Raw genomic sequence first — 24,081 nt, 5'->3', positions numbered from 1 at the left:
GCGGGTCGGCGCAATATCTGTGCCCGCGCGATGAGAATTGGAAGAACCGCGCCATGAGGCTTTTTCCCGCAGCGGGCGAAGTGAAATCTTTCACCGTACAACTGGTGTCGATTCGTGCTACTGTCGATCTCAGTTGCAGTTGTGGTTCCCAAAACTTCAAGTCCTCCCAGCAGGTGTCTACGCCCCTGGGGTGCTTTTATTTTTTACCGGTCAGTCATCATCGGTCGGGGTAATCATCGCGGCGACACGGGATCCACACAGTGTGGATCCCGATGTACTGCCCCAAAGGAGATATGACATGGCTACTGGAACCGTGAAGTGGTTCAACGCGGAAAAGGGCTTCGGCTTCATCGAGCAGGACGGTGGCGGCGCTGACGTCTTCGCCCACTACTCGAACATCGCCGCCCAGGGCTTCCGTGAGCTGCTCGAGGGCCAGAAGGTCAGCTTCGACATCGCGCAGGGCCAGAAGGGCCCGACGGCCGAGAACATCGTTCCCGCCTGACGCTGACACGCACGTCGTAGCTGGGGCCCGCATCCTTCGGGGTGCGGGCCCCAGCTACGCGCATTTTTGCCCGCCCCGTCACCGCCCCGTCCTGTCCCGTGACCGACCGCCCCGCCGCGCGCGGGCCGCAGGTACGACGCCGAGGTATCCGCTGTCCTTCGTACGCGGATCGCGCCACGGCCGATACGCCGGGTTGCACACCCTGACGGACGGCGTCGCCTATTTTTTCAGTACCTGCACCCGCCAGGATCGATCTACGGCCGGGCAGGTCCGTTTCGCATTTTCATTCGGCCCGTTTCTTGCAATTCCCCGCGTAGTGCACGCCTGCGGGAATTCCTTGATATGCGCCGTATCGAGGAAGGTTCCGCATGAACCGCACGCGCACGAACGACCGATTCCCCCGCACACGCAACGGCACGGCCGGATCCGGCAAGAGCGGCGGCCGCTTCGGCGGTTCGGCCCCCAGCCGATCCGGTGCCCCGAGCCGTTCGGGTGGCTCGAGTCGTTCGGGTGGCTCGAGTCGTTCGGGTGGGTACGGTCGTCGGCCTGCCGTGGTGCAGGGCGAGTTCGCCCTGCCGGAGACGATCACTCCTGCGCTGCCCGCGGTCGAGGCTTTTGCCGATCTGGCCATGCCCGCGGAGCTGCTGGCCGCACTCGCCGTGCAGGGTGTGACGGTGCCGTTCCCGATCCAGGGTGCGACCCTGCCGAACTCCCTGGCCGGCCGTGACGTGCTCGGTCGCGGGCGGACCGGCTCGGGCAAGACTTTGGCGTTCGGGCTGGCGCTGCTGGCCCGTACGGTCGGCCGGCGTGCCGAGCCCCGTCAGCCGCTCGCGCTGATCCTCGTGCCGACCCGCGAGCTCGCCCAGCAGGTCACCGACGCCCTCACCCCGTACGCCCGTGCGGTCAGGCTGCGGCTGGCCACGGTCGTCGGCGGGATGCCGATCGGCCGGCAGGCGGGTGCGCTGCGTGGCGGCGCCGAGGTCGTGGTCGCCACGCCGGGCCGGCTGAAGGACCTCATCGACCGCGGTGACTGCCGACTCGACCAGGTCGCGATCACCGTCCTGGACGAGGCCGACCAGATGGCCGACATGGGCTTCATGCCGCAGGTCACCGCACTGCTGGACCAGGTGCGCCCCGAGGGTCAGCGGATGCTGTTCTCCGCCACCCTCGACCGCAACGTCGACCTGCTGGTGCGCCGGTACCTGAGCGACCCGGTCGTGCATTCGGTGGACCCGTCCGCGGGAGCCGTCACGACGATGGAGCACCACGTACTGCACGTGCAGGGTGCCGACAAGCACCGCACGACGACGGAGATCGCGGCCCGGGAGGGCCGGGTGATCATGTTCCTGGACACCAAGCACGCCGTCGACCGGCTGACCCAGGACCTGCTGAACAGCGGTGTGCGGGCCGCCGCCCTGCACGGGGGGAAGTCGCAGCCGCAGCGCACGCGTACCCTGGCGCAGTTCAAGACCGGGCACGTCAGCGTGCTCGTCGCCACGAACGTCGCCGCCCGTGGCATCCACGTCGACAACCTCGACCTGGTCGTCAACGTGGATCCGCCGACCGACCACAAGGATTACCTGCACCGTGGTGGGCGTACCGCCCGTGCCGGGGAATCCGGCAGTGTCGTCACGCTGGTCACCCCGAACCAGCGCCGCGACATGACCCGCCTGATGGCCGCCGCCGGGATCGTCCCGCAGACCACCCAGGTCCGCTCCGGCGAAGAGGCCCTGACCAGGATCACCGGCGCCCAAACCCCCTCCGGCATCCCCGTCACCATCACCGCCCCGACGCCCGAGCGACGCGAGCGCGGCGGCCCCGCCTCGCGCAACCGGCGCCGCCCCGCCGCCGCGACCGCCCGCCGCAGGCCGGCACGGCAGTCCGCCGCCGACGCCGTAGCGTGAACCCTTCTTCTCCCCTTGTGAGGCATCATGCGCGTCGTCATCGCCCGATTCCCCTTCGACCTGACCAAGAGCGGGGTGCTGGAGTCGATGAAGGGCATCAAGCCCGAGCCCGTCGACGGTGAGTCCGTGATCATCGGACGCCGCCACTACCCGGTCAAGCAGGTCGGCCAGGTCATCACCCGCCAGGACCGCCGGGACTTCAGCGCCGCGGAGGTCGTACGCGCCATGACCCTGCTCGGTTTCACCTGCCGCAGCCTGCCGCAGGCCGCCCCCGCGCCGACGACCACCCCCGGCCTGACCGCGTTCCAGCGGGCATCGGCGATGCTCGGCGAGCCCGCACCCGTGTCGGCTTCCGTCTGACCGCACAGCACCACCGGCACCACCGGCACCACGGCAGCACCAGCAGCACCACTGAGGGCCCGACCAGCACATTCGGTCGGGCCCTCAGTGCTGTGCCGATCGAAACAAGATCTCTTACGGTCCAGCAGAAGAAAATCTATCGCCGTCACGGTAGACATCCGGTTGCGATGTGCCTAGGGTTTCTCCCATAGCCAAGATCGAAGGAAGGGAGAGGCGAACACCATCAGGATCGCCCGGGCAGGCAGCACACGGCTCGGGCACCGTACGACCCCGAACGGCAGGTGGTCCCCGGTCAGGCATCCAAGATCCCCGCACTCCCGCTCTCTCCAGGGCGCGATCGCGGATACAGAAGGTCGGCGCAGCGCTGAGGCCGACAGATGGTGTTGAATTCCCTTCAGGGCCTTGGTGCCGTACGGCACCAAGGCCCTTCGACGCGTTCTCAAGAAGAGGTGCAGATGACAGCGGATGACTCGCTCGGCGGCCGGCTGGACGACGATGACTACCCCGCCTACACGATGGGCCGGGCCGCCGAACTCCTCGGCGCGACCCCCGGCTTCCTGCGCGCCATCGGCGAGGCCCGTCTGATCACACCGTTGCGCTCCCCGGGCGGACACCGCCGGTACTCGCGCTACCAGCTCCGGATCGCGGCCCGCGCCCGGGAACTCGTGGACCAGGGCACCCCGGTCGAAGCCGCCTGCCGCATCGTCATCCTCGAGGACCAGCTCGAAGAGGCCCAGCGCATCAACGCCGAGTTCCGCCGCGCCGCGACCGCCACACCCGACGACTCCCGCTGAGCACCCACCGTTCTGCGTACCGTCGCAGCCCGGCAGGGCGCGCTCTTCGAGATCCGAACAAGGGGAGTCGGGACGACCGGACCGCGGGGCGCCGAACTGCGGCCGAGCCGTGAGCGGGATATCAAGGAGCGTGACGGCCTGAGCGAGGCCGGACAGGCGCCACCCCCCGCGGTGAGGAGAACGTCTCGTGGGGTTCGAGGTCAATGGCACCCGGCACGCGGTGGACGTGGACGACGACCCGACCGCCGTGGAGGTGGTCCGGGACCGACTGGGTCTGACCGGCACCAAACTCGTCTGCGCCGGTGGGGTGTGCGGCGCCTGCACGATCCAGGTCGACGGTGAACCCCGCGTCTCCTGCCTGACACCGGCGGTCGGTCTCGCCGGCCGGCGGGTGACGACCGTGGAGGGCCTGGCCGGCCACCCGATCGGCCGTGCCTTCGCCGGCGAGGACGCCCTCCAGTGCGGCTACTGCACCCCCGGGTTCGTGGTCGGGGCGGCGGCGTTCTTCGAGCGGTGGCGGGCCGCCCACGGCCGCACCCGACCCGGACGGGAGCAGATCGCCGACGCCCTCGCGGGCCACCTCTGCCGATGCGGCGCCTACGAGGGAATCTTCGACGCCGTGGCCGCCGCCTGCGCGGGCGACTACGACAACGCCCCGACCGACGGCCAGGCACCGGCGGCCCCGCGCACCGAAGCCCCGGAGAAGACCGACGGATCGGCCCGGTACACCACGGACCTGCGCCCCGAGGGACTGCTGGAGGGGGTGATCATCCGCTCGCCGCACGCCCACGCGCACGTACGCTCCCTCGAAGCCGGGGACGTACCCCTGGTACCACTGCTGCCCCCCGACGGCGTGGTGCGCTACGTCGGCCAGCCGGTCGCCGCCGTCGCGGCGCCGGACCGGGCCTCCGCACGGGCGGCGGCCGCGCGGGTCAGGGTGGACTACGAGGTCCTGCCGGCGGCCCTGGACGCACGCCAGGCCCGAACCGGCGAGGGCCCCCCGGTCTACGAGGACAAGGCGGCACGCAAGCGGGCGCCGGGTTCCGGCGAGACCCCCCAACTGGTGCCCGCCCGCTGGCGCGGCAACCTCCGCGGCCCGTCCGCCATGAGCAGGCGTCCCGCCACGGCCGTACGCCGGATCACCGAAGCCCGCCGCAGCACCCCCGAACGGGTCGTGGAGGGTCTCTACACCACCGCCGCGCAGACGCACACCCCACTCGAACCGCACGCCTGCCTCGCCCGGTGGAGCGACGGCACCCTCCACCTGGAGGTGTCCACCCAGTCGGTGAAACGCACGGCGGAGCTGGCAGCCGAACGCTTCGGCGTGCCCGTCGAACGGGTGGTGGCGCGGGCCGTCCACGTGGGCGGCGGCTTCGGCTGCAAGATGGGACTGACCTCGGACGTCGTCGCCGCCGTGGAACTGGCCCGGCTGCACGGCGCCCCCGTACGCGTGGTGCTCGACAGGGACGAGGAACTCACCGACGGCGGATACCGCCCCGGCACCCGGATCCGACTGGCGATGGTCGCGGACGAGGCCGGCGATCTGAGCGCGCTGGCCATGGACGCGGACAACGACGGCGGCGTCTCGATCGGCGGCACCGTCGCCGCGCTGGCCCGATTCATGTACGGCAAGGCCCCGCGCAGGCTCCGCGACTTCGACACGGTCACCCACCGGCCCCCGGGCGCCCCGTTCCGCGGCCCCGGCGGCCCCACCATGTGCTGGGCCTTGGAACAGGCCGTCGACGAGATGGCCCACCGGCTCGGCCAGGACCCCATCGCCCTACGCCGCCGCTGGGACGGCAACCCCAAGCGGCACGCCCTCTACGACCGGGCGGCTTCACTCCCGGTCTGGTCCGGCCCCCGCGGCGGCACCGGCCGGTTCCGCCGCGGCGTCGGCGTCGCGGCGGCCAACTGGATGTACTTCCTCGACCCCGTCACCGAGGTCGAACTCACCGTCGAGGACGGGATCGTCGTCGCCCGCTGCGCCGTACAGGACATGGGCACCGGCTCGCGCACCGTACTGCGCCGCGCCGTCGCCGCGGGACTCGGCGTGCCGGAGGCACGGGTACGCGCCGAGGTCGGCCGGAGCGACACCGTCCACGGGCCCACCTCCGGCGGCAGCCGCACCACACCCTCCCTCGCGCCCGCCGCCGCGGACGCCGCCGACCGGCTCCGCGACGCGCTCGGCGGCGGTGACATCGCCGCCCGGCTGGACACCGCGCACGGCGTACGGGTCACCGGCCGGCGCCCCCGCGACCGCCGGGGCTTCGTGACCCCCTTCACCATGGGCGGCATCGCCATCGGCCGCGGATTCACCGGATCGGTCCAGGTCGCGGAGGTCGAGGTGGACACCCGACTCGGCCGTGTCCGCCCGCTGAGCGTGTGGAGCGGCATCGCGGCGGGCCGGATCCACGAGGACCGCCTCGCCCGCAGCCAGTGCCAAGGAGCCGTCGTACAGGGCGTCGGCTACGCCCTGTTCGAGGAGCGGCGCACCGACCCGGTCACCGGGCGGGTGCTCACCGAGAACATGGAGGACTACCGCATCCCCGGCATCGGCGACACCCCCGAGATCACCATCCACTTCCACCAGGAGGGCTTCGACCACGTGCCCGGTGGCGGAGTCGGCCTCGGCGAGATCGCGACCCTGCCCACCGCGGCCTGCCTGGCCAACGCGGTCCACGACGCCACCGGCTGGCGCCCGTACGACATGCCCATCCGCCCCGACCGGCTCCTGGAAGGACTGGCCACGTGAGCACCGAGACCGCCCTCACCGACCTCTCGGCCGCCGTCCTCGCCTGCGGCGGGGAGCTGCGCGCCGGTGGCACCGACACCACCGCCCGACAGCGCAGCGGCGTATCTCCCGGACCGTTCACCGACCTCGGCGACGCCGGCCACCTACGCGGCTGCACCCCGCTGCCCGGCGGCGGCCTGCGGATCGGCGCCCTGACGACCCTCGCCGAGCTGGCCACCGATCCGCAGGTGCACGCCGGCTGGCCGGCCCTGGCCCTGGCGGCCGGGACCGCCGCCACCCCGCAGATCCGGGCCGCCGGCACGGTGGGCGGCAACCTGCTGCAACGCAACCGCTGTTGGTACTACCGCAACCCTCACTTCAGCTGCCTCCAGAAGGGCGGCACCGGCTGCCCCGCACGCCAGGGCGACCACCACTTCGGCGTGGTCAGCGGAGACGGGCCGTGCGTGGCCCCCCACCCGTCCACCCTCGCGATGGCCCTGCTCATCTACGACGCCGAGGCCCATGTCCACGGCGACTCCCCGCGCTCCGTCGCCGACCTGTACGGGAACGGCGACCGGCTCTCCCACGCCGACCACCTGCTCCCGCCGGACCGCATCCTCACCGCGGTCCAGCTGCCCGCACCCCTGCCCGGCGAACGAGCCGCCTGCCACCGGGCCATCAGCCGGGCCCATGCCGAATGGCCCCTGGTCGAGGCCACCGCCCGAGTGGTGCTCGACGGTTCCACCGTCACCCACGCCGCCGTCGCGGCGGGCGGGGTGGCCCGCGTACCGCTGCGCCTGACGGAGGTGGAGGCCGCCCTGATCGGCCGGGAGGCCACCCCCGACGTCCTCGCCGCGGCCGCGGAGACGGTCCTCGCCCGCTGCCGGCCGCTGCCACAGACCGGCTACAAGGCCACGCTGTTCCGCAACACCGTCCTGGAAGTCCTGGAACAGGCGGCCCTCGGCCCGGCCACCGCACGCGAGGGCGCGCGGCGCACCTGATTCCGGGACCCACCCCGTCCGCTCAGCCGGTGTGCAGGACACGGAAACGATCGGGTCGCGCCGGGTCCCGATCGACGACCTGGGTCGGAGCCCAGGCCCATTGTCGAACGCCGATGCCGGGCACGCGGGAGAAGCGGATCAGGCCGCGGGTGCCCTCGACCGCGACACGCGTCCAGGGATCGGCGGCGCGCGCCTCGTCCGCGCCACGGGAGCGCAGCACATCGGCCAGGACGACCACCGTGTCGTACCCCTCGAAGGCGACGAAGGAGGGCGCTACGCCCAGCCGCACGCGGAGGGTCGCCTCGACCCGCTCACCGAGTGGACCGAGCCGATCGGGCAGGTACCGCAGGAACGGGACCGCGACGCTGTCGCCGCCCAGCAGCCGCGCCCACGCGGGGAACTCCGGTTGCCCGGCCGGGGCACCGATCATGATCTCGGCGAGCCGCCGGTCGCGGCGGACGGCCCGGACGATCGGTACCGCCGGTTCCGGGTGGCCGACCAGAAGAAGAAGGGCCGTCGCACCACGATCGACGAGTGCCTCGCACACCGCGGCGGGGGAGAGGACGATCATGTCGAGTTCGACGACGGAGCCACCGCGCGGAGCGAGGTACTCCCGCAGGACGCGGGTCCCTGACGCCCAGTAGACGCTCGACTGCGTTGCCACGGCGATGCGCCGGTGGCCCGCGCCGAGGAGGAAGTCCGCGTAGATCCGCCAGCCGTGGGACTGCGCCGGGGCGAGGCGCGCGACCCACTGCGTCGGCTGCTCGGTGAGCGTGTCGAGAACCGCCGACGAACAGAGGAACGGCACGCCGAGGGCATCGGCCCTGGCCGCGGCGGCGCGCGCGACGACACTGTGGTACTCACCCGCCAGAGCGGCCACGCCGAGGCCGGCCAACTCGTCCACGGCCGCCGCGGCCTTCTGCGGATCGGCGGCGGTGTCGCGGACCAGCAGTTCGAGCGGCCTTCCGGCGATCCCGCCGGCGCCGTTCACCTCGTGAACGGCCAGTTCGAGTCCGGCGAGCAGGTGGTGGCCCGCCTCGACCCACCCGGGCCTGCTCAGCGGGACCAGGGCCCCGATCCGCACGGATGCCCCGTCGGACCGCCCGGCCGCAAGCGGTGAAGGTGGTGGCGTCGTCATACGTCAGCGTCTCCGGAGTGGCGGTTCGATCGCGGCGTACCCCGACCACCGCAGCGCGAACGGTCGGTGGCGCCGAGCGTAGCCGAGCCGAAAGCGACCACGGCGGGCGGGCCATCCGGGCGGGGCGCGGGGTGTGTACGGCATGGCGCCCCAAGCCGCGGCATCCCTGCGACGCATGCTGAGTCTCCCCACCCCGCAGGAGAGGCCTGTGAGTGATCCCAGACCGCGAGTGACCGCCACGAAACCGCCGGCCGCCACCGCGGCCGAGGGCATTCCCGCCCCTGGGGTGATCGGCATCGGACTCGCCGCGGTGCTGACGTTCGCGCTGGCCCAGGGCTCGTGGCAGTGGTTCGCCACGTTCATCGGGGTGACGCTGCTCGTGGTGTTGCTCGCCTTCCAACGACGGGCGGAGTGGAGCCCTGACATCCGCTCGCCGTACATACGCGGCCTGATCGCGTACTCGCTGGTCGTCGGGCTGTGCGTGGCGATCGCCCTCGCCCCCCTGCTGCAGCGCCGGGCCTGGCTCTTCCCGATGCCGGGTACGCGCGCCGACTGCGGGCTGGTGGGCAGGTACCAGGCCCTCCAGGTGGAGGCCGCGCTCGGGAACCTGGCCTCCGGTGACGGCGCGGCCATGGCATTCGTGCAACAGGAGCAGGCACGCAAGGCGGTTGCCGAGTGCCTGGCGGCCACGACGACCCTGTGGCTGCCGGTCTACGGAGTGGGGGTGGCGATGCTGGTCGGGGTGTGCGCGTGGTTCCGCGACCGGGCCCGCGCACGGTCGGTCCCCGTCGGTTAGCCGGAGCCGGAGCCGGAGCCGGAGCCGGAGCCGGAGCCGTGGCCGTGGCGGCCGGTCCCGTACGGGGTCCGCTGCGTACGGCTCACACAGAGAGGGATGAGGGATTCACCCATGTGCACGCGGATCTTGTGGAACAGCAACCACCACGCCGTCCTCGCCGGCCGGACGATGGACTGGCCGGAATCGACCGAGCCGGTCCTGACCGTCTTCCCCCGGGGGATCGAGCGCGACGGCGGCACACTGGCGGGCACCACCGTCGTCGGCGACAACCCCCTGCGCTGGACGAGCCGCTTGGGCAGCATCGTGACCACCGTCTACGGCGCCGGTACGGCCGACGGCCTCAACGAAGCAGGCCTCGCGGCCCACATGCTGTACCTGGACAGCACCGACCTCGGCCCGCGCGACCCCAGCAGGCCGGGCCTCCAGATCGCCCTGTGGATCCAGTACTTGCTGGACGGCGCCCACACGGTGCGGGAAGCCCTGGACCTGCTCGACACCTGCCAGTTGGTGCCGGTCGAGCTGCGGGGCTTCCGGGCCTCCGTGCACGTGGCCCTGGAGGACGCGTCGGGGGACTCCGCGATCGTCGAGTACATCGCGGGCCAACGGCAGGTGCACCATGACCGCAGCTACACGATCATGACGAACGAACCCACCTACGAGGAACAGCTCCGCCTGCTGCGGGAGAAGGTCCGCGCCGTGCAAGGGCTCGGCCACGACCGGCCGAACAGCGAAGTACCCCTGCCCGGGAACGTGAACGCGGTCGACCGCTTCCAACGCGCCGCCTACTTCAGCTCACTGCTGCCCGAGCCGGCGGACGACCGGCAGGCGGTCGCCGGCATCCTCGCCGTCACCCGCAACGCCTCGGTGCCCTTCGGCGCGCCGTACCGCGAGGGGAGGTTCCACACCTACAACACCGAGTACCGCACGGTCTGCGACCTCACCAGCAAGCGCTACTTCTTCGAACTCGCCACCAGCCCCAACCTCCTGTGGGCCGAGATCGACCGCTTCGACCTGGCACCCGGCGCACCGGTCATGACCCTGGATCCGGAGGCGATCGACCTCGTAGGGGACGTCTCGGACCGATTCACGCGTGCCCTCGCGCCGTTCTGACTCCCCGGCCTGTGTGGGCCGGGCCGGTCGAGTCACCCCAAGCCATTGACAGCAGTTGAACGCAGGCCGAGGCTGAGAGCGCTCTCAGTCATCAATTCATGGGCATGGGAGCACCGCGCACCTCCCCCCACTTCCAGGTGTCCCCCCAGGAGGCAGTTCGTGTTCCGCTTATCGAAAGTGCTTGCGTCCGGGCTCTCGGTGCTGGTTGTCGCCGCCGGCCTGATCACGTTCGGCCCGTCGGCGGCCGAGGCCGTACCGGCGACGGTCCCGCTCACGATCAAGAACAACTCAGGGCGTACCGAGCCGGTGTACGTGTACAACTTGGGAACGCAGCTGACGACCGGCCGGCAGGGCTGGGCCGACGCCGGCGGTACGTTCCACCCGTGGCCCGTGGGAGGCAATCCCCCCACGCCCGCGCCCGACGCATCCATCGTGGGTCCGGCCAACGGCCAGACCAAGACCATTCGCATACCCAAGTTCTCCGGACGCGTCTACTTCTCCATCGGTCAGAAGATCGTCTTCAAGCTCAGCACCGGCGGCCTCGTGCAGCCCGCCGTACAGAACCCCTCCGACCCCAACCGCAACATCCTGTTCAACTGGTCCGAGTACACGCTCAACGACGCCGGCCTGTGGATCAACAGCACCCAGGTCGACATGTTCTCGGCCCCGTACGCGGTGGGCGTGAAGGCGGCCAACGGCACGGTAACGAACACGGGCCGGCTCAAGCCGGGCGGCTACAACGCCGTCTTCGGTCAGCTGCGTTCGGCCGGCTGGGGCGGACTGATCCAGAACCGTCCCGACGGCACGCCGCTGCGCGCGCTGTCACCCGGTCACGGCATCGAGGCGGGCGCAATCCCGGCCGGCGTCATGAACGACTACATCAACCGGGTCTGGAACAAGTACAGCTCCTCCACGCTCACCGTGACGCCCTTCGCCGACCGACCCGACATCAGGTACTACGGCCGTGTCTCGGGCAACGTCATGAACTTCACCAACGGATCGGGAGCGGTGGTCACCAGCTTCCAGAAGCCGGACTCCGACAGCGTCTTCGGCTGCTACAAGCTCCTGGACGCCCCCAACGACCTCGTCCGCGGCCCGATCTCCCGCACCCTGTGCGCGGGCTTCAACCGGTCGACGCTGTTGACCAACGCGGCCCAACCCGACCCGAACGGCGCCAACTTCTACCGTGACGCCGTCACCAACCACTACTCCCGCGTCATCCACGGGCAGATGGTCGACGGCAAGGCGTACGGCTTCGCCTTCGACGACGTGGGCGCGCACGAGGCGCTGGTCCACGACGGCAACCCGCAAGAGGCCTTCATGACGCTGGAGCCGTTCAACTAGGCCGTCTCTTTCGGATCTTGTCGGATGGGCCCGGGTCGTCCGGTGCCATGGGGTCTCCCCAGGCCCGCCAGGGCCGAGGGGAAGCATCGCAAGGCGGACGGGCGCTCGTGTACTGGACGTACTGGAGTGCCCCGACAACCTGGGGGTCCCCCCGGACGGAGTGTGGGGGATGAGGTGCCGTGCCGGGCGGGCCGGGCCCGGCAAGATCCGAAAGAGACGGCCTGGCCTCGCCGGGGCCGCGGCCTTCGGACCGGCGACGACTGGCCTGACGTCGGAGATCGGTACCGGCCTCACCTCACGGAGGCCGGTACCGCCCCGGCCATGGCCCGCCGCCGCCGACACCCCCATCACGGGCCGTACGGCACACCCGGGCGCGCAGGACACAGACCCCGGTGGGGCGCCTCGCGCCGTCACCTTCCGCGCCCACCCGGTCACCCATCAGTCACGCACCACGGTCGGCCAGGGCGGAGCCGCGAAGGCGGCGTAATCTGGCTGAACCGCCACAGAATGCGCGTACGAGTGACACGGTGCGCGGTCCGTGCACCTCGCCGCGCCCACGATCCAGGGAGGCGGCGCGTGACCGATCCGTTCGGCTTCCTCAGGATCCCCCGCGAGGCCGTCCCGGCCCGCCCCGTCGAGCAACGACTGGGCGACTGGCACGAGGTCTACGCCGGCCAGGCGCTGCTGCCGCTCGTCTCCCGGCAGGCCGACCGCTGCATGGACTGCGGCATACCCTTCTGCCACACCGGCTGCCCCCTGGGAAACCTCATCCCCGAGTGGAACGCGTACGCCGCCCGCGGCGATTGGCAGGCGGCGTACGAGCGGCTCCACGCGACCAACAACTTCCCGGAGGTCACGGGCAGGCTCTGCCCGGCCCCCTGCGAGGACGCCTGCGTCCTCACGATCAACGCCGACCCGGTGACCATCAAGAACGTCGAGCAGGCGATCGCGGACGAGGGCAGACGGCGCGGCTACATGACACCCAGACCACCGGACAGGCACAGCGGCAAGACGGTGGCCGTCATAGGTTCCGGCCCCGCCGGACTGGCGGCGGCGCAGCAGCTGACCCGGGCCGGGCACCGGGTCACGGTCCACGAGCGCGCCGACCGGATCGGCGGACTGCTGCGCTACGGCATTCCCGAGTTCAAGATGGAGAAGGCCCACCTGGACCGCCGTATCGACCAGATGCGCGGTGAGGGCACCGTGTTCGTCACGGGTGCGGACATCGGCGGCTCCTGCGGTGCCGGAGCGGACGAGCTGCGGAGCCGGTGCGACGCGGTCGTCGTCGCGATCGGGGCCGGCGAGCGCCGGGAGCTGCCGGTCCCGGGCCGTTCGCTGCACGGCATCCACCAAGCCATGGACTACCTGACCTGCGCGAACCGGGTACGGGAGGGTGACTACGTCGTATCGCCCGTCACCGCCGAAGGCAGACACGTGGTCATCGTGGGCGGCGGAGACACCGGCTCCGACTGCCTCGGGACGGCCTTGCGGCAGGGCGCGGTCTCCGTGCTCCAGCTCGACATCAACGCGGAGCCCGGCCCGGGCCGGAGCGACGACGAGCCCTGGCCGGTGTACCCGAGGACGTACCGGATCTCCCACGCCCACGAAGAGGCGCGCGGGCACGCGGGACGGGACCCCCGGCTGTTCGCCCGCGCCACCCTGCGCTTCGAGGGGGACGCGGCGGGCCGGGTACGGGCGCTGCGCCTGACCGCCGTCGAGCCGGTGGGCCGTAGCCCGCTGGCCGGTACCGAGGACGTCATACCTGCCGGGCTGGTCCTGCTGGCTCTCGGTTTCTCGGGCCCCGAGCGGGCGGGCGGCCTGCGCGAGCAGCTGGCGCTGGAGCTGGACGAGCGTGGCAACTTCGCGCGGGACGCGGGCTTCGCCGCGGGCGGCGGGCGGGCCCCGGGCGTGTTCGTCGCGGGTGACGCGGGCCGGGGGCAGTCGCTGGTGGTGTGGGCCATCGCCGAAGGCCGGGCGGCTGCCGCCGCCGTGGACCGCTACCTGACCGGCTCCACCTGCCTCCCGGCCCCGGTCGCCGCGCACGACCGGCCGATGACGGCCCTGGGACGTATGCGCTACGGGCTCTGACGGCGAGCCGTCCGGGCGGCCTCGGAGGCGTCGCCGTCAGCGAGCCAGGGGACCGGTCCGCCCGGGGGAGGTGACCCGGGTACGGGCGCGCAGCGCCCCCGCGAGGCGGCGGACGGCGTCATCCGGCACGGCGTCGCCGCCGAGCGCCGGCAGCAGGAGCAGCAGACGGGCGTGCGGGTGTCCGCCGCGGCGGACAGCTCGGCCCAGGACGGACCAGGGCTCACCGGTGATCACCGGTGATCACCGGTGAGCGGCACCGGCGGCCTCGCGCTCGTCCTCACCGGCATCAATACCGGCGGAGTACAGGTCCGGGTGCGGGTTCTCGACGAGGCACCGCTCCCTGAGGCGGGGAGCTGGGAAGAAACCGCCCGTGGGCGGATCTGCGCACCTGAGGGACAGCTCCGCGTCGAATCACTCACCCACGGCCCCGACCACCACCTGCCCCTCCTCAGCGCCGGCGGACCGGGCCGGTACGAGGTGGAGGTCAAGGCGCGCGGCCGCGGCCTCGCGCCCGACGGCTGCCACGCCCGATCCGGAGAGCACTACCTGATCACCGCGTGGCCGTCACCCGATCGATCGCCTTTCCCGGACCGGACACCTCGCGTCGGCGACGAGGAGGTTCCGCGGGCAGCTGATCGCCGTCAACGGCTGCTCCGCGGCGGAGGCCCGACGTAGCGGCCAGGCCGATACCGGCAGCAGGGGCGGCCGGCGACGGTCCACGCGGACTCGGAGGGACCTCAACGAAGGCCGTCGGGCACAGCGTCCCCCATCGGTGCCGGAACCACCGCACTGCCCGCGGCCTTCCGGGACGTACCGAAGCGCGCCAGGTAGTGCCACACCTTCTTGACCGCCTGGGGGTCGTGCCGATCGGCACGATCGGCACGTACGGCCTCTCCGACGATCCGCGGGTCGAGTACGCCCTCCACCGCGATCCGCGTGCCCAGGTCGACGTATTCCTGGCCGCGGTAGTCGGGGTGCCGGCGCAGTTCTTCGACCCCGAGGCGGAAGCCGGGGTGCCACTCCACCGGGCAGCCGAGACGCAGAGCCGAAGCCTCGACGATCGTGCCTCGGTAGCAGGGGTCCAGGACCAGCGCCTCCACATCGTGGTGCAGCCGGACCGGCCCGTGGACCTGGGCCTCGATGTAGTCGTCGAGCTCGTCCTGCTGATCGGCACGGGCGAGTTCGACGAGCCCCATACGGGCCGCGACACCGAAGTCCGACGGTTCGAGGAAACTGTCCGGGTAGCAGAACGTGGTCCGCGTCAGCGTCTGCGCGGTCAGCCGGAAGTGGGCCGAGCCGAACCGTGGCGCCCCGCCGACCGGTTTGCGGCGGAAGTTCAACGCCCCGTAGACGGGCCGCTCCTGAGCGGTCGCCTCGTCGTACGCCCCGTCGAAGATCCGGCTCTCCCAGCGCCACCGGTCGCCGCCGGGATACGCGGTCAGCCCGCCGTTGCCGGTCCCCGTGACGAACTGCGAGCGGTAGACGCCGTCCTCGGCCAGGGCGTCCAGGATCGGCTTGCCGTGCAGCGGACGGTCGGGGTGGAAGTTGAGGGTCACCCGCAGCGTCGGATCCACGGGTGGGCCCGACGCCAGTTCCGCGACATGGCGAAGGGCCGTTCCTGCGCGGTCGGAGAGGCTGAGGAGCTCATCGGCACAGTCTTCCCCAGCCTGGTCGACGGGCGCACGCGGATTGTCCGCCGCGAACCGGTTCCGTTCAGGCGGGAAGGTGACCGTGGCCCTTCGTCGGGCTCGGCCCCGTTCAGTGCGGTGGCGGTGCCGGGTTCAGGGCGTTGCCGACGGTGCAGCCGCCCTCTCCCGGCATCCGCTGGATCCGAGGCGGCACCCATACCTCGGTGGTGCCGGGGCCCACGCGGGCAAGAAGGCAGTCCTGCGCGTCGAAGCCGTCGCCCTTCACGGACAGCAGAACGCCGACCCGGCCGCCCTCCGCCTTCACCTCGGTACGGATCGCCGGATCCAGGCCCAGGGCGGCGAGCGTACGGTGCACCTCGGCCTCGTCGACCCGGCCGCCCTCCGGTACCCGGGGAAGCTTCGCGCGGAGCTCCTCGGCCGGCAGCCGAGGCGGTTCGGGTGGCGGGGCGAAGGTCAGCGGAGCGACATCCGGGCAGTCCACGTCACGGGGATCCGCGCGCCATTCGGACTTGGGTGACACTCGCACCACGAAACAGCGCAGCACGGTGACCTCTTCGAGGTCGAACCAACTGTTGTACGCCGAACCGGATGTGCGGACGACCACATCGACGCCGTCCCCGTCGTCCGTCGAGGTGCCCGTCACCCGCAGGACGTCCACGCCGTCGATGCCGGAGGCGGAGCGCCCGACCTCCTCCGCCGTGCGCGGACGTTGCCCGTAGAGCCGCTCGCCCACTCTCCTGGCCGCTTCCCGTGCGGCGTCCGTCGCCTCGCCCGTGGAGGACTGCACCACCCCGCAGCCGACGGTGAGCAGCAACAGCGGGGCGAGCAACAGCAGTCGACGCATGTGTCCACCCTTCCGGTGCCGCGTACGCACAGCGGCGTAGGTGATCGTACTCAGCCGGTACGACGATCGGACGAGGGGTCGGCCGGTGACTGTCCGGCGGCGATCGCACATGAGACATCGCGGGCGCCGCCGTCCGCGGAGCAACGATTGTCCTGTTCGCTCGCGTCGCGTCCTCGCACGCGAGGCGCGACGACCGGGGGCGGAAGCCGGAGCCCTCCGCCGTTCGCGGACGGAGTGCCGAGGTCGTTGCCGCACACACTCTTTCGGCGGATTCCGTCATCGGTTCGGGGCCACCGGACCTCCCCTGTGAAAAGGCCCTCCGGGGGACCTGGTCGGCGTAGGGCCGGATGATTCGCTCCCGACGGTGGAAGGACCCTGCCAGGATGGCGAAGCCTCTGATGCACGGTGCGAGGAGAACGAGTTGACCAGTCCCGAGGCCCAAGGGCCCGAGTCGTCGCCGACGCATCGGCGGACGAAGCCGGTGGAGCCGATGCGACGACAGCCGGCCACGGAGTCCAGAACGCGGCTGCCGGGTCTGTCCCGGCCGCGTATGCAGATCCGGAACCGGCAGACGGCGGCGCTGACGTTCCGCGCCGACGAGTGGGCGCCGGCGAAGGCCGCGGCCCAGGCCCTGGCTGTCGTTCGCGGGTGGAGCTGTTCGGGGGTGGACGAGCAGGACATGGAAGCCGCGGTGAGGCTCTTGGTCACCGCGGCCGTGCGGGACGGCGGACGCCGCGTCAGCGTCCACCTCGCCGACCAGGCGGAGAAGATCCTGGTGGTCGCCCTCAGCCACCAGCCCGGCGCCGCGCCCGAGGGCGCGGTCTTCGCCGCGCTCACGGCCCTCGCCACCGTCGACAGTTGCGGTGACGACCTGGCCGACGACGGCCGCCGCCTGTGGGCTCTCCTGGACGCGGCGCCCCGCCCCCGCCGGCCCCCGCGAGCGGTCTAGGTCATCTCTTCGGGATCTCCCCGGTCGAGCCCGCGACCTCCTTTCGGCATACCCAGGGAGATCGTCCTGCTGGCGGGACGCGACGACGTGTGGCCCTACACGTTCGTCGCGGATGGGGCGGGTGGTGGCGGATGCGGCAAGGTCGCGATGCCCGGCGACGCGGCCGTCGAGGACGTCCAGGCAGCCGTTTTCGCACCGCTGGCGGATCTCGCACGGACCCTCCACGGAGTCGAGATCGGCGTGACCTGGTCTGTCCTGACACCGGATGCGTGGGTCGGGCATGTCGGGCGCGACATCGCCGCGGCCGATCCCGCGCCGTCCGAAGGGCTTCTCATCGGTCCTTCTGGGTGATCATTTCGATCAGGGCGTGAAGCTTGTCGCCGTGGTCGGTGTCGACCCCATCCATCTCCGCCCCCTCGAAGGTGACGACCTCGCTGCTCCGGGGAAACATGACCTGCTCGTACTCGGTGAGCGCGGCCTCGATGTCGTCGGGGTGCGCGGCGAGGGCCTGGCCGAGATCGGCGCCGTCGAGCATGGCGAGGTTGGCGCCTTCGCCGTTCGGGGGCGCGAGGTGGGCGGCGTCGCCGACCAGGGTCACTCCCGGCACCCGGTCCCACCGGTGCTCGGTGGGCAGGGCGTACTGATGGCGCAGGACCGGCCCCGTGTCGGCGTCGGTGATCAGGGCGGTGAGCTCCGGTGCCCAGCCGTCGTACTCCCTCGCGATACGTGCGGTGGCCGCGGCCGCATCGGTGAAGTCGATGGCGGCGAACCAGTCCAGCGGCCTCGCCAGCGACACATAGGTGTGCAAGGTGTCCCCGGTCTCCCGGTGGGCGAAGATCTCCCGGCCCGGCGCGGCCGCCATCAGCATCCCGCCGCCGACCGCCTTCGCGGCGGCCGGATGACGGGTGTCGGCGTCGAACAGGTACGTCTCGACGAACGACGTGCCGGTGTACTCGGGTGTGGCGGTGGAGAGCAGCGGCCGGACCCGTGACCAGGCACCGTCCGCGCCGACCAGGAGGCCTGTGACGACCGTGCTGCCGTCGTCGAACTGCACCTCGTGGCGGCCCTCGCCGAGGGCGCGGATGCTGCCGGCCTTGTGCCCCCACCGGACGGTTCCGGCCGGGAGCGAGTCCAGCAGGATCCGCCGTAACTCGCCGCGCTGCACTTCGGGGCGACCTCCCGTGCCGTCGTCGGCCTTGTCGAGCAGGACCGTCCCGTCCGGGTCGAGGACGCGCATCGCCTGACGGCCCTCCAGGACGATGGAGTGGAACTCCTCCATCAGCCCGGCGGCCTTGAGGGCGAGCTGCCCGTTGTAGTCGTGAATGTCGAGCAGCCCGCCCTGCAGGCGCACCGAGGGGGAGGCCTCGGCCTCGTAGACCGTTACCGGAAGCCCGTGGACGTGCAGGACGCGGGCCAGGGTGAGTCCGCCGAGTCCGGCGCCGATGATCGTGACGGGTGTGTGCATGGCGGTCGCTCCTTCGGGATCGGGCCGCCCGGAGGTGGGTCGGCCGTCTCCCTGAAAGGTGCCGGGCCCCGCTGACGGGCCGCCGACAACTCACCGACAGCACCTGACAGAGCACCGACACCGCGAGCCCGCCGGCCCGACCGGCCGGCGCCGGCTACCGTGCGCCGTCCACCCGGCGGCACGGATTCACTTCAGGTGCCGGCCGAAGAACCGGTTCCCGTCCTCCACCTCGAACCACGGGGTTCCGATGTGTCCGCCCGGATTGGCGTGCAGCGTCTTCTCCGTGCTGCCGAAGGCGTCGAACAGGTCCAGGGCCCGTTGCCGGGGGTTCCCCTCGTCGTCCCACTGCAGCAGGAACAGCAGCGGGACATCGATCTGCCGGGCCTCCGCGCGCTGGGCGTGGGGCACGTAACCCCCGGCGAAGAAGCCTGCGGCCGCGATGCGCGGTTCGACCACGGCGAGGCGGATCCCGAGGGCGGTCCACCCCGAGTACCCGACAGGGCCGCCGATCTCGGGCAGCGCGAGCAGGGCGTCCAGAGCGGTCAGCCAATCCGGGACCGCCTGTTCGACCAGTGGGCCGATGAAGGACTCGAAGATCTCGTCGACCGGCTCGCCGGCCTGCATAGCCCGGCGGAGTTCGGCGCGAGCCTGCTCGTCGTCGGCGGAACGGGGCCGGTCGCCGCACCCCGCGGCGTCGATGGACGCCACCGCGTAGCCGTACGCCGCGGAGTGCCGGGCCCGGGCCACCAGCCGGGCCGCGCTCTTGGGCAGGCCGTTGTTGTGGGCCATCAGGATCAGCGGCGCCGGTGCGGCCGATTCCGGAGTCCACAGGGTGCCGGGGATCTCGCCGAGGGTGAATTCGCGTGCGAGGACGCCGCCATCGAGGCGCTGTTCGGAAATGACATGCATGGTCGTGCCTTTCGGGAGTGCGCGTGGAGGGCGCTCCCGGACGACCTGCCTATCGTCCGACCGTGACCCCGGAGGGGAGCACCCATGTCGAAACTGCGTTCACGGGTACCACCTCCTCGTTCTCTCGCACGGCCACCGGAAACGTAGCAGTGGTCACCACGGCCCGCCAACGGGTTTTGCCGAGCGGGCCACACGCCCGTCCCGCGGGTGCGGGAGTCCTCGTACGCGCAGGCGGCCCAGGCTGCCGCACAGCACATGGCGACGGAGGGCGGAGCGGAAGCCGTGGTGAGGGCCGTGCGACGGCTGGAGTGATGAGCTGATGTAATCAGCATTATGCAGTTGCATCTGTTACCTATGAGGGGGGAAGTCTTGCCTTTCACAGACACGGCCGAGGCCGTGCGGGCTTGGGTCCACGGGTGGTCCGCCTCGCGCGGCGCAGCCGAACCCGCGCTCTCCGCCTGGGGTTTCACCGTCGATGTGGGCCTACCCGGACATGTCATGCGCCACGTTCTGCCGGCCGCGGACGAAGCGGCCGTCCACGACATCACCGAGCGGGCCACCGCGCCCGGCGTCTGGTTGAAGGCCTTCGTGCCACCGGAAACACTCGAACCGTGGCTCGCCCCTGGTTGGCATCTCGCCGGGGGACCCGGCCACCTGATGTGCGCCCCTCTACCCGTCGCCCCCACCCGGGCCCCGGGCCCGATCCCCGCGGGCTACCGGCTGAACACCTGGACACGTGACGGCGTCACCCGCGCTCTGGTGCGTACCGCCGACGGCGTCTTCGCCGCGCGCGGTCAGATCGCCGTCACCGGCCACACCGCCGTCGTCGACCAGGTGGAGACCGCCCCGGCCCACCAACGCCGCGGTCTGGGACACCTGGTGATGCACAGCCTCACCGCGGCTGCCGCGGAGCAGGGGGCCACGGCAGGCGTCCTGGGCGCGACACCGGAGGGCCGGGCCCTGTACGAGAGGACAGGCTGGCGCGTGCTGGCCCCGCTGACCAGCGCCCTGCGAGGCCCGGACCCGACCGATACCTGAGACGACCACAGAGCTTTCCACGGTGACGGTGCCGGACAGCGCGCGCGCGAGCGCCGCGACACCACCGAGGGGTCTGTTGACGGTCACTCAAAGTGCCTGATGAGAGGGGGTTTCCCGAAGGTTTCCCGTTTCCCGTTCCAGTGGGCGACCCGCGCTTCCTCGACACGGAGGGGTGGCGGGGCACAGGCTCGGAGTGTCCGGCAGACGGCCGGTAGGTGCTCCGTACGGCGAGCACGGTGAAGACCACGACGAGCATGACGCCCCGCGGGACACCGCGTGGTGGGACGGGGGACCGGACATGGCGATGCGGAAAACGGCGGCGGTGGCGGTGGCGGCACTCACCCTCCTCGCCGCGTGGGGAGGTGCCGGCAGTGCCACAGCGGTCGCGCCGGCCACGGCACGCAAGGCGGCGGAGGCGTGCGGAGTACTCGCCCCCGGCGCCTCCGCGGCGGCCGAGAAGGCCGTGGCGGCCGCGTGCGAACAGATCGGCGTCTGGTACACGTGGGGAGGCGGCCACGGGCCACAGCCGGGGCCGACCTACGGCCAGGTCGACCCGAGCGACCCGGACAGCGCACACGACCCCGAGCGACTGGGCTTCGACTGCTCGGGCCTCGTCCGGTACGCCTACGCCCGCGCGATCGGCGGTGATCCGCTGTCCGGCAACGCCTACCACCAGTTCCATTCGCCGCAGGTGAACCAGCGTTTCACGGCCGCTCAGGGGACCGGGCCGCTGCTTCCCGGGGACCTGCTGGCATGGGGGTCGAGCGGCTCCATCCACCACATCGCGATCTACCTGGGCGCGGGGAAGATGGTCGAGGCGCGGGAATCAGGCACCCGGATCATGGTCAGCGACGTGCGGCTGGGCGGGGACTACGCGGGGGCGGTCCGCATCGCGCCGGCGACGGCACCGGGCACGTTCAGCACGTGGGGCACGGACGTGTGGACCCACAAGGAGCCGTCCACCACCAGTCCACGGGTACACCGGTTTCCCGGCCCGACGACGGTGCGCGTCGAGTGCCAGAAGCACGCCGAACCGGTGACGGCGGAGGGCTACACCAACGACGCATGGTCCTACCTGCCCGAGTACGGGGCGTGGATCACCAACATTTACCTCAAGGGCCCGGCCTGGCTGGACGGCGTACGTACCTGCCCCTGAGCACCGCGCCGCCCGCACTACACCAACCACCCGTCATCCGGCTCCCCGTGAGCCATTTCGAGGAGGAAGCATGTCCGCAAGCAGGAAGATCGCACTCGGTCTCGCCGCAGCCGCACTGGCCGGCGGTATGGCCACCGTGACCGGCCCGGCCCAGGCCGCGCCGGCCACCGGGAAGAGCGCCGCCGCCGAATGCGGCGTCCGCGCCGACGGCAAGCTGTGGTGCGGCAACCGGGTCGGCGCCAAGGGCTACGAGCACCGCCGGTACAACTCCGGGGTGCGGGGGCCGCTGAACACGAGCCCCAGCTGGTTCCAGTGCTGGGGCCGCGGTGACCAGCACGCCGGCGGCAACAACGTCTGGTACTGGACCCAGTTGGACAACGGCCAGTGGGGCAACGTCGCGGCCGTGGACGTCCACACCTCGGTCGACCCGGCGCCGGGCCTGCGTGAGTGCTGACGCAGAGCCATCTCGTCTCCACCGGCGAACGTAAGGCCGTGTGAACGACGGCGAGCCCCCTGCCCTCCTCGGCTTCACCGAGGAGGGCAGGGCTCGTTGCCGCCGCCCGGTCCGACAGGTTCTCGCCGATGCGGGCGACGGGCTGGTGAGGTGTTCAGCAGCCGGGCAGCGCCTCAGCCATCGCGGTCTGGGAGGGATCGATGGTGGTCCGCCCGTCCTCGATGTCCCACAGCGTGTTCTGCAGCAGCCGGCCCAAGGTCCAGCCGACCGCGCGCCGCCGGTCCAGGCCGAGCACCTCGGTCAGCAGGTCGAAGCGGCGCCGTACCACCCGTGGAGCGTCCCCGGTGGCCCGAAGTCCCTCCCAGCCTGAGTCCAGTGCGGGCCACAGGTCGAAGCCCGGATCGCCGATGAGGGGTTCGGGGTCGATGGCGAGCCACGGCTCCCGCTCGGCGGCGAGCACGTTGTCGTAGTGCAGGTCCCAATGCAGCATCCGGTCCCGGGCTCCGGGCTCGTCGACCAGTTCGGCGACGGCCGAGGCCCAGCCGCGCACCCGCCGCCGGTCCGCGGGGTCCGGCAGGGCGGCCACGGCCTCCGGTACGGACGCCAGCATGCCGCGCGCGACGTCACCGAGGCGACGCAGCCCCTCGGGCGGCGGGACGGCGTGCAGCCGGGACATGAGTCCGGCCAAGACGCCCATGGCCGCGTCGTCGTCCTCGACGGAAGCCAGGGAGCGTGAGCCGTCCAGGCGCTCCAGCAGCATGGCGCTGCTCTCCGGGTCGTGGTCGAGGAGCCGTACGATGCCGTCGCCGTCCCACGCCCGCAGCCCGATCAGCGCGGCGGTCGTCTCCTCCCGCGGCATCTGGAGTTTGAGCGCGGCCCGGGAACCTTCCGCACGGCGCACCGGCACCACGAGTGAGGCCTCGCCGGATCCGATGCCGCCGTCGCGTTCCAGTTCCCATCGGTCGAGCAACTCCGCCACCAGGGCGGGCAGCCCGGCGACCCAGGTCCGTTCCTCCTCACCTCCGTTCCTGGCGTACGACTCGATCAGGGAGTCAGGGACTTCGATGCCCTGCGGCGAACTCATGGCGGACCTTGGGGAGTCGGTGGGTCAGGGGCCGGGCGTCAGGGGTCAGGGCTGGGGGCGCGGGGTGCGGGCGAGGCGTAGTCCGACGTCCTCGATGCGCAGGGTGGGGTGGCTGCGTCGGCGGACGGAGGTACGGCAGCTCCAGTGCGGGTCGTACCAGCCGCCGCCCTTCAGGACCCGGTAGGAGCCGTACACCTCGGGGTCGTAGAGGTCCCAGCACCATTCCCAGATGTTGCCGAGCATGTCGTACAGGCCCCAGGGGTTGGGGCGGCGGGTGGCGACCTCGTGGATGCGTTCTTCGGAGTTGTCGCGGTGCCAGGCGATGTCGTCGAGGGGTCCGTAGCGGGGGCCGCTGGTGCCGGCGCGGCACGCGTGCTCCCATTCGGCTTCGGTGGGGAGGCGGTAGCCGTCCGCGTTCCGGTCCCAGGTGATGCCGCCGTCCGGGGCGTCGTCCCCGTCGTCCGTGGCGTCGTGGAGGTGGTAGGCGGGGGTCAGCCCCTCCTGCAAGGAGAGGGTGTTGCAGTAGCCGACCGCGTCCCACCAGGACAGGCTGTGCGCCGGGAGCCGCCCACCGTCCTGCGTACCGGTCGTCTGGGCGTGGGCGGCCTGGGTGAGGGGGTGCGCGCCGAGGAGGTACGGGGCGACCTCGACGGTCCAGCTGCGTTGGGTGCGGCGGTCGTTGAGGGTGACCGGCCCGCCCGGTACGTTGATCATCAAGTTGGTTGTTCCCGTTCCTGCTGGTGGCTGTGGTCGTGGTGGTCGGTG

At 71.7% G+C, this 24,081-nt stretch carries 24 protein-coding genes; 16 read left to right on the top strand and 8 right to left on the bottom strand.

All coding sequences use genetic code 11. The annotated features are described in order from the left end of the window. Window positions 1-298 precede the first annotated feature (298 nt). From OG624_RS01105 to OG624_RS01080, 6 genes are all read left to right on the top strand, one after another. Window positions 299-502, top strand: a complete 204-nt coding sequence (locus OG624_RS01105) for a cold-shock protein (protein WP_004986771.1) — start codon at window positions 299-301, stop codon at window positions 500-502. Window positions 503-870: 368 nt separating this feature from the next. Further along, window positions 871-2,406, top strand: a complete 1,536-nt coding sequence (locus OG624_RS01100; RefSeq protein WP_371638885.1) for a DEAD/DEAH box helicase — start codon at window positions 871-873, stop codon at window positions 2,404-2,406. Between the two features lie 27 nt (window positions 2,407-2,433). Next, on the top strand, window positions 2,434-2,766 hold the full coding sequence (locus OG624_RS01095) for an SCO5918 family protein (protein WP_371591937.1): 333 nt from the start codon (window positions 2,434-2,436) through the stop codon (window positions 2,764-2,766). Between the two features lie 455 nt (window positions 2,767-3,221). Further along, window positions 3,222-3,560, top strand: a complete 339-nt coding sequence (locus OG624_RS01090; RefSeq protein ID WP_030731378.1) for a MerR family transcriptional regulator — start codon at window positions 3,222-3,224, stop codon at window positions 3,558-3,560. A 187-nt stretch (window positions 3,561-3,747) separates the two neighbouring features. Next, window positions 3,748-6,312, top strand: coding sequence for a molybdopterin-dependent oxidoreductase (locus OG624_RS01085; protein ID WP_371638883.1), 2,565 nt, complete (start codon window positions 3,748-3,750; stop codon window positions 6,310-6,312). Further along, on the top strand, window positions 6,309-7,292 hold the full coding sequence (locus OG624_RS01080) for an FAD binding domain-containing protein (RefSeq protein ID WP_371638882.1): 984 nt from the start codon (window positions 6,309-6,311) through the stop codon (window positions 7,290-7,292). Before OG624_RS01085 ends, OG624_RS01080 begins: the two co-directional genes overlap by 4 nt. 22 nt (window positions 7,293-7,314) lie before the next feature. On the opposite strand, the gene OG624_RS01075 is transcribed toward OG624_RS01080, so the two are convergent. After that, the gene (locus tag OG624_RS01075) at window positions 7,315-8,430 is read right to left on the bottom strand and encodes an ABC transporter substrate-binding protein (RefSeq protein ID WP_371638881.1); all 1,116 of its coding nucleotides are present in this window, start codon (window positions 8,428-8,430) and stop codon (window positions 7,315-7,317) included. Window positions 8,431-8,638: 208 nt separating this feature from the next. On the opposite strand from OG624_RS01075, the gene OG624_RS01070 reads away from it, so the two are divergent. The 4 genes from OG624_RS01070 (at window position 8,639) to OG624_RS01055 (ending at window position 13,768) form a co-directional block, all read left to right on the top strand. Further along, complete coding sequence (locus OG624_RS01070; protein WP_371638880.1) at window positions 8,639-9,226, top strand: hypothetical protein; 588 nt, start codon at window positions 8,639-8,641, stop codon at window positions 9,224-9,226. Between the two features lie 111 nt (window positions 9,227-9,337). Continuing rightward, entirely contained in the window at window positions 9,338-10,336 is a 999-nt protein-coding gene (locus OG624_RS01065) for a linear amide C-N hydrolase (protein WP_371638879.1), read from the top strand. A gap of 198 nt (window positions 10,337-10,534) precedes the next feature. Beyond that, the gene (locus OG624_RS01060) at window positions 10,535-11,680 is read left to right on the top strand and encodes a glycoside hydrolase family 64 protein (protein WP_371640812.1); all 1,146 of its coding nucleotides are present in this window, start codon (window positions 10,535-10,537) and stop codon (window positions 11,678-11,680) included. 576 nt (window positions 11,681-12,256) lie between these two features. After that, on the top strand, window positions 12,257-13,768 hold the full coding sequence (locus OG624_RS01055; RefSeq protein ID WP_033225542.1) for a glutamate synthase subunit beta: 1,512 nt from the start codon (window positions 12,257-12,259) through the stop codon (window positions 13,766-13,768). A gap of 36 nt (window positions 13,769-13,804) precedes the next feature. On the opposite strand, the gene OG624_RS01050 is transcribed toward OG624_RS01055, so the two are convergent. After that, on the bottom strand, window positions 13,805-14,002 hold the full coding sequence (locus tag OG624_RS01050) for a hypothetical protein (RefSeq protein ID WP_033225544.1): 198 nt from the start codon (window positions 14,000-14,002) through the stop codon (window positions 13,805-13,807). A 12-nt stretch (window positions 14,003-14,014) separates the two neighbouring features. On the opposite strand from OG624_RS01050, the gene OG624_RS01045 reads away from it, so the two are divergent. Continuing rightward, window positions 14,015-14,443 carry a hypothetical protein gene (locus OG624_RS01045; RefSeq protein ID WP_051763832.1) on the top strand — a complete coding sequence of 143 codons (429 nt, stop codon included), beginning with the start codon at window positions 14,015-14,017 and terminating at the stop codon, window positions 14,441-14,443. A gap of 62 nt (window positions 14,444-14,505) precedes the next feature. Here OG624_RS01045 and OG624_RS01040 read toward each other — a convergent pair whose 3' ends face one another. Both OG624_RS01040 and OG624_RS01035 read right to left on the bottom strand, forming a co-directional pair. Continuing rightward, window positions 14,506-15,342 carry a DUF3626 domain-containing protein gene (locus OG624_RS01040; protein ID WP_371638877.1) on the bottom strand — a complete coding sequence of 279 codons (837 nt, stop codon included), beginning with the start codon at window positions 15,340-15,342 and terminating at the stop codon, window positions 14,506-14,508. Between the two features lie 184 nt (window positions 15,343-15,526). Beyond that, window positions 15,527-16,261, bottom strand: coding sequence for a hypothetical protein (locus OG624_RS01035; RefSeq protein ID WP_033225545.1), 735 nt, complete (start codon window positions 16,259-16,261; stop codon window positions 15,527-15,529). Between the two features lie 421 nt (window positions 16,262-16,682). Here OG624_RS01035 and OG624_RS01030 point away from each other — a divergent pair, with 421 nt between their 5' ends. After that, the gene (locus tag OG624_RS01030; RefSeq protein WP_244290984.1) at window positions 16,683-17,210 is read left to right on the top strand and encodes a hypothetical protein; all 528 of its coding nucleotides are present in this window, start codon (window positions 16,683-16,685) and stop codon (window positions 17,208-17,210) included. A gap of 87 nt (window positions 17,211-17,297) precedes the next feature. After that, window positions 17,298-17,561 (top strand): hypothetical protein, encoded by a 264-nt coding sequence (locus OG624_RS01025; RefSeq protein WP_244290985.1) that lies wholly within the window; start codon window positions 17,298-17,300, stop codon window positions 17,559-17,561. Here the strand turns inward: OG624_RS01025 and OG624_RS01020 are convergent. Both OG624_RS01020 and OG624_RS01015 read right to left on the bottom strand, forming a co-directional pair. Continuing rightward, window positions 17,542-18,675, bottom strand: a complete 1,134-nt coding sequence (locus OG624_RS01020) for an FAD-dependent oxidoreductase (protein ID WP_033225546.1) — start codon at window positions 18,673-18,675, stop codon at window positions 17,542-17,544. The genes OG624_RS01025 and OG624_RS01020 overlap by 20 nt on opposite strands. Before the next feature lie 186 nt (window positions 18,676-18,861). Further along, the gene (locus OG624_RS01015) at window positions 18,862-19,584 is read right to left on the bottom strand and encodes a dienelactone hydrolase family protein (protein ID WP_033225547.1); all 723 of its coding nucleotides are present in this window, start codon (window positions 19,582-19,584) and stop codon (window positions 18,862-18,864) included. A gap of 498 nt (window positions 19,585-20,082) precedes the next feature. Between OG624_RS01015 and OG624_RS01010 the strand changes: the two genes are divergently transcribed. The 3 genes from OG624_RS01010 to OG624_RS01000 all read left to right on the top strand — a co-directional run bounded on the left by OG624_RS01010 (window position 20,083) and on the right by OG624_RS01000 (window position 22,232). Beyond that, window positions 20,083-20,622 (top strand): GNAT family N-acetyltransferase, encoded by a 540-nt coding sequence (locus OG624_RS01010; RefSeq protein WP_343299223.1) that lies wholly within the window; start codon window positions 20,083-20,085, stop codon window positions 20,620-20,622. Window positions 20,623-20,920: 298 nt separating this feature from the next. Next, window positions 20,921-21,778: a C40 family peptidase gene (locus OG624_RS01005; RefSeq protein ID WP_033225645.1), complete on the top strand. Its 858-nt coding sequence runs from the start codon at window positions 20,921-20,923 to the stop codon at window positions 21,776-21,778. A 70-nt stretch (window positions 21,779-21,848) separates the two neighbouring features. Continuing rightward, on the top strand, window positions 21,849-22,232 hold the full coding sequence (locus tag OG624_RS01000; RefSeq protein ID WP_033225550.1) for a hypothetical protein: 384 nt from the start codon (window positions 21,849-21,851) through the stop codon (window positions 22,230-22,232). Window positions 22,233-22,386: 154 nt separating this feature from the next. On the opposite strand, the gene OG624_RS00995 is transcribed toward OG624_RS01000, so the two are convergent. Together OG624_RS00995 and OG624_RS00990 are read right to left on the bottom strand one after the other, a co-directional pair. Next, window positions 22,387-23,316, bottom strand: coding sequence for an aminoglycoside phosphotransferase family protein (locus tag OG624_RS00995; RefSeq protein ID WP_033225552.1), 930 nt, complete (start codon window positions 23,314-23,316; stop codon window positions 22,387-22,389). A 45-nt stretch (window positions 23,317-23,361) separates the two neighbouring features. Further along, the gene (locus OG624_RS00990) at window positions 23,362-24,030 is read right to left on the bottom strand and encodes a formylglycine-generating enzyme family protein (protein ID WP_371638876.1); all 669 of its coding nucleotides are present in this window, start codon (window positions 24,028-24,030) and stop codon (window positions 23,362-23,364) included. Window positions 24,031-24,081 lie beyond the last annotated feature (51 nt).

Source organism: Streptomyces virginiae (assembly GCF_041432505.1).
Classification (GTDB): Bacteria; Actinomycetota; Actinomycetes; order Streptomycetales; family Streptomycetaceae; genus Streptomyces; species Streptomyces virginiae_A.
Note: the sequence above shows the minus strand (reverse complement) of the source record. Positions and strands in the feature narration are given on the sequence as shown.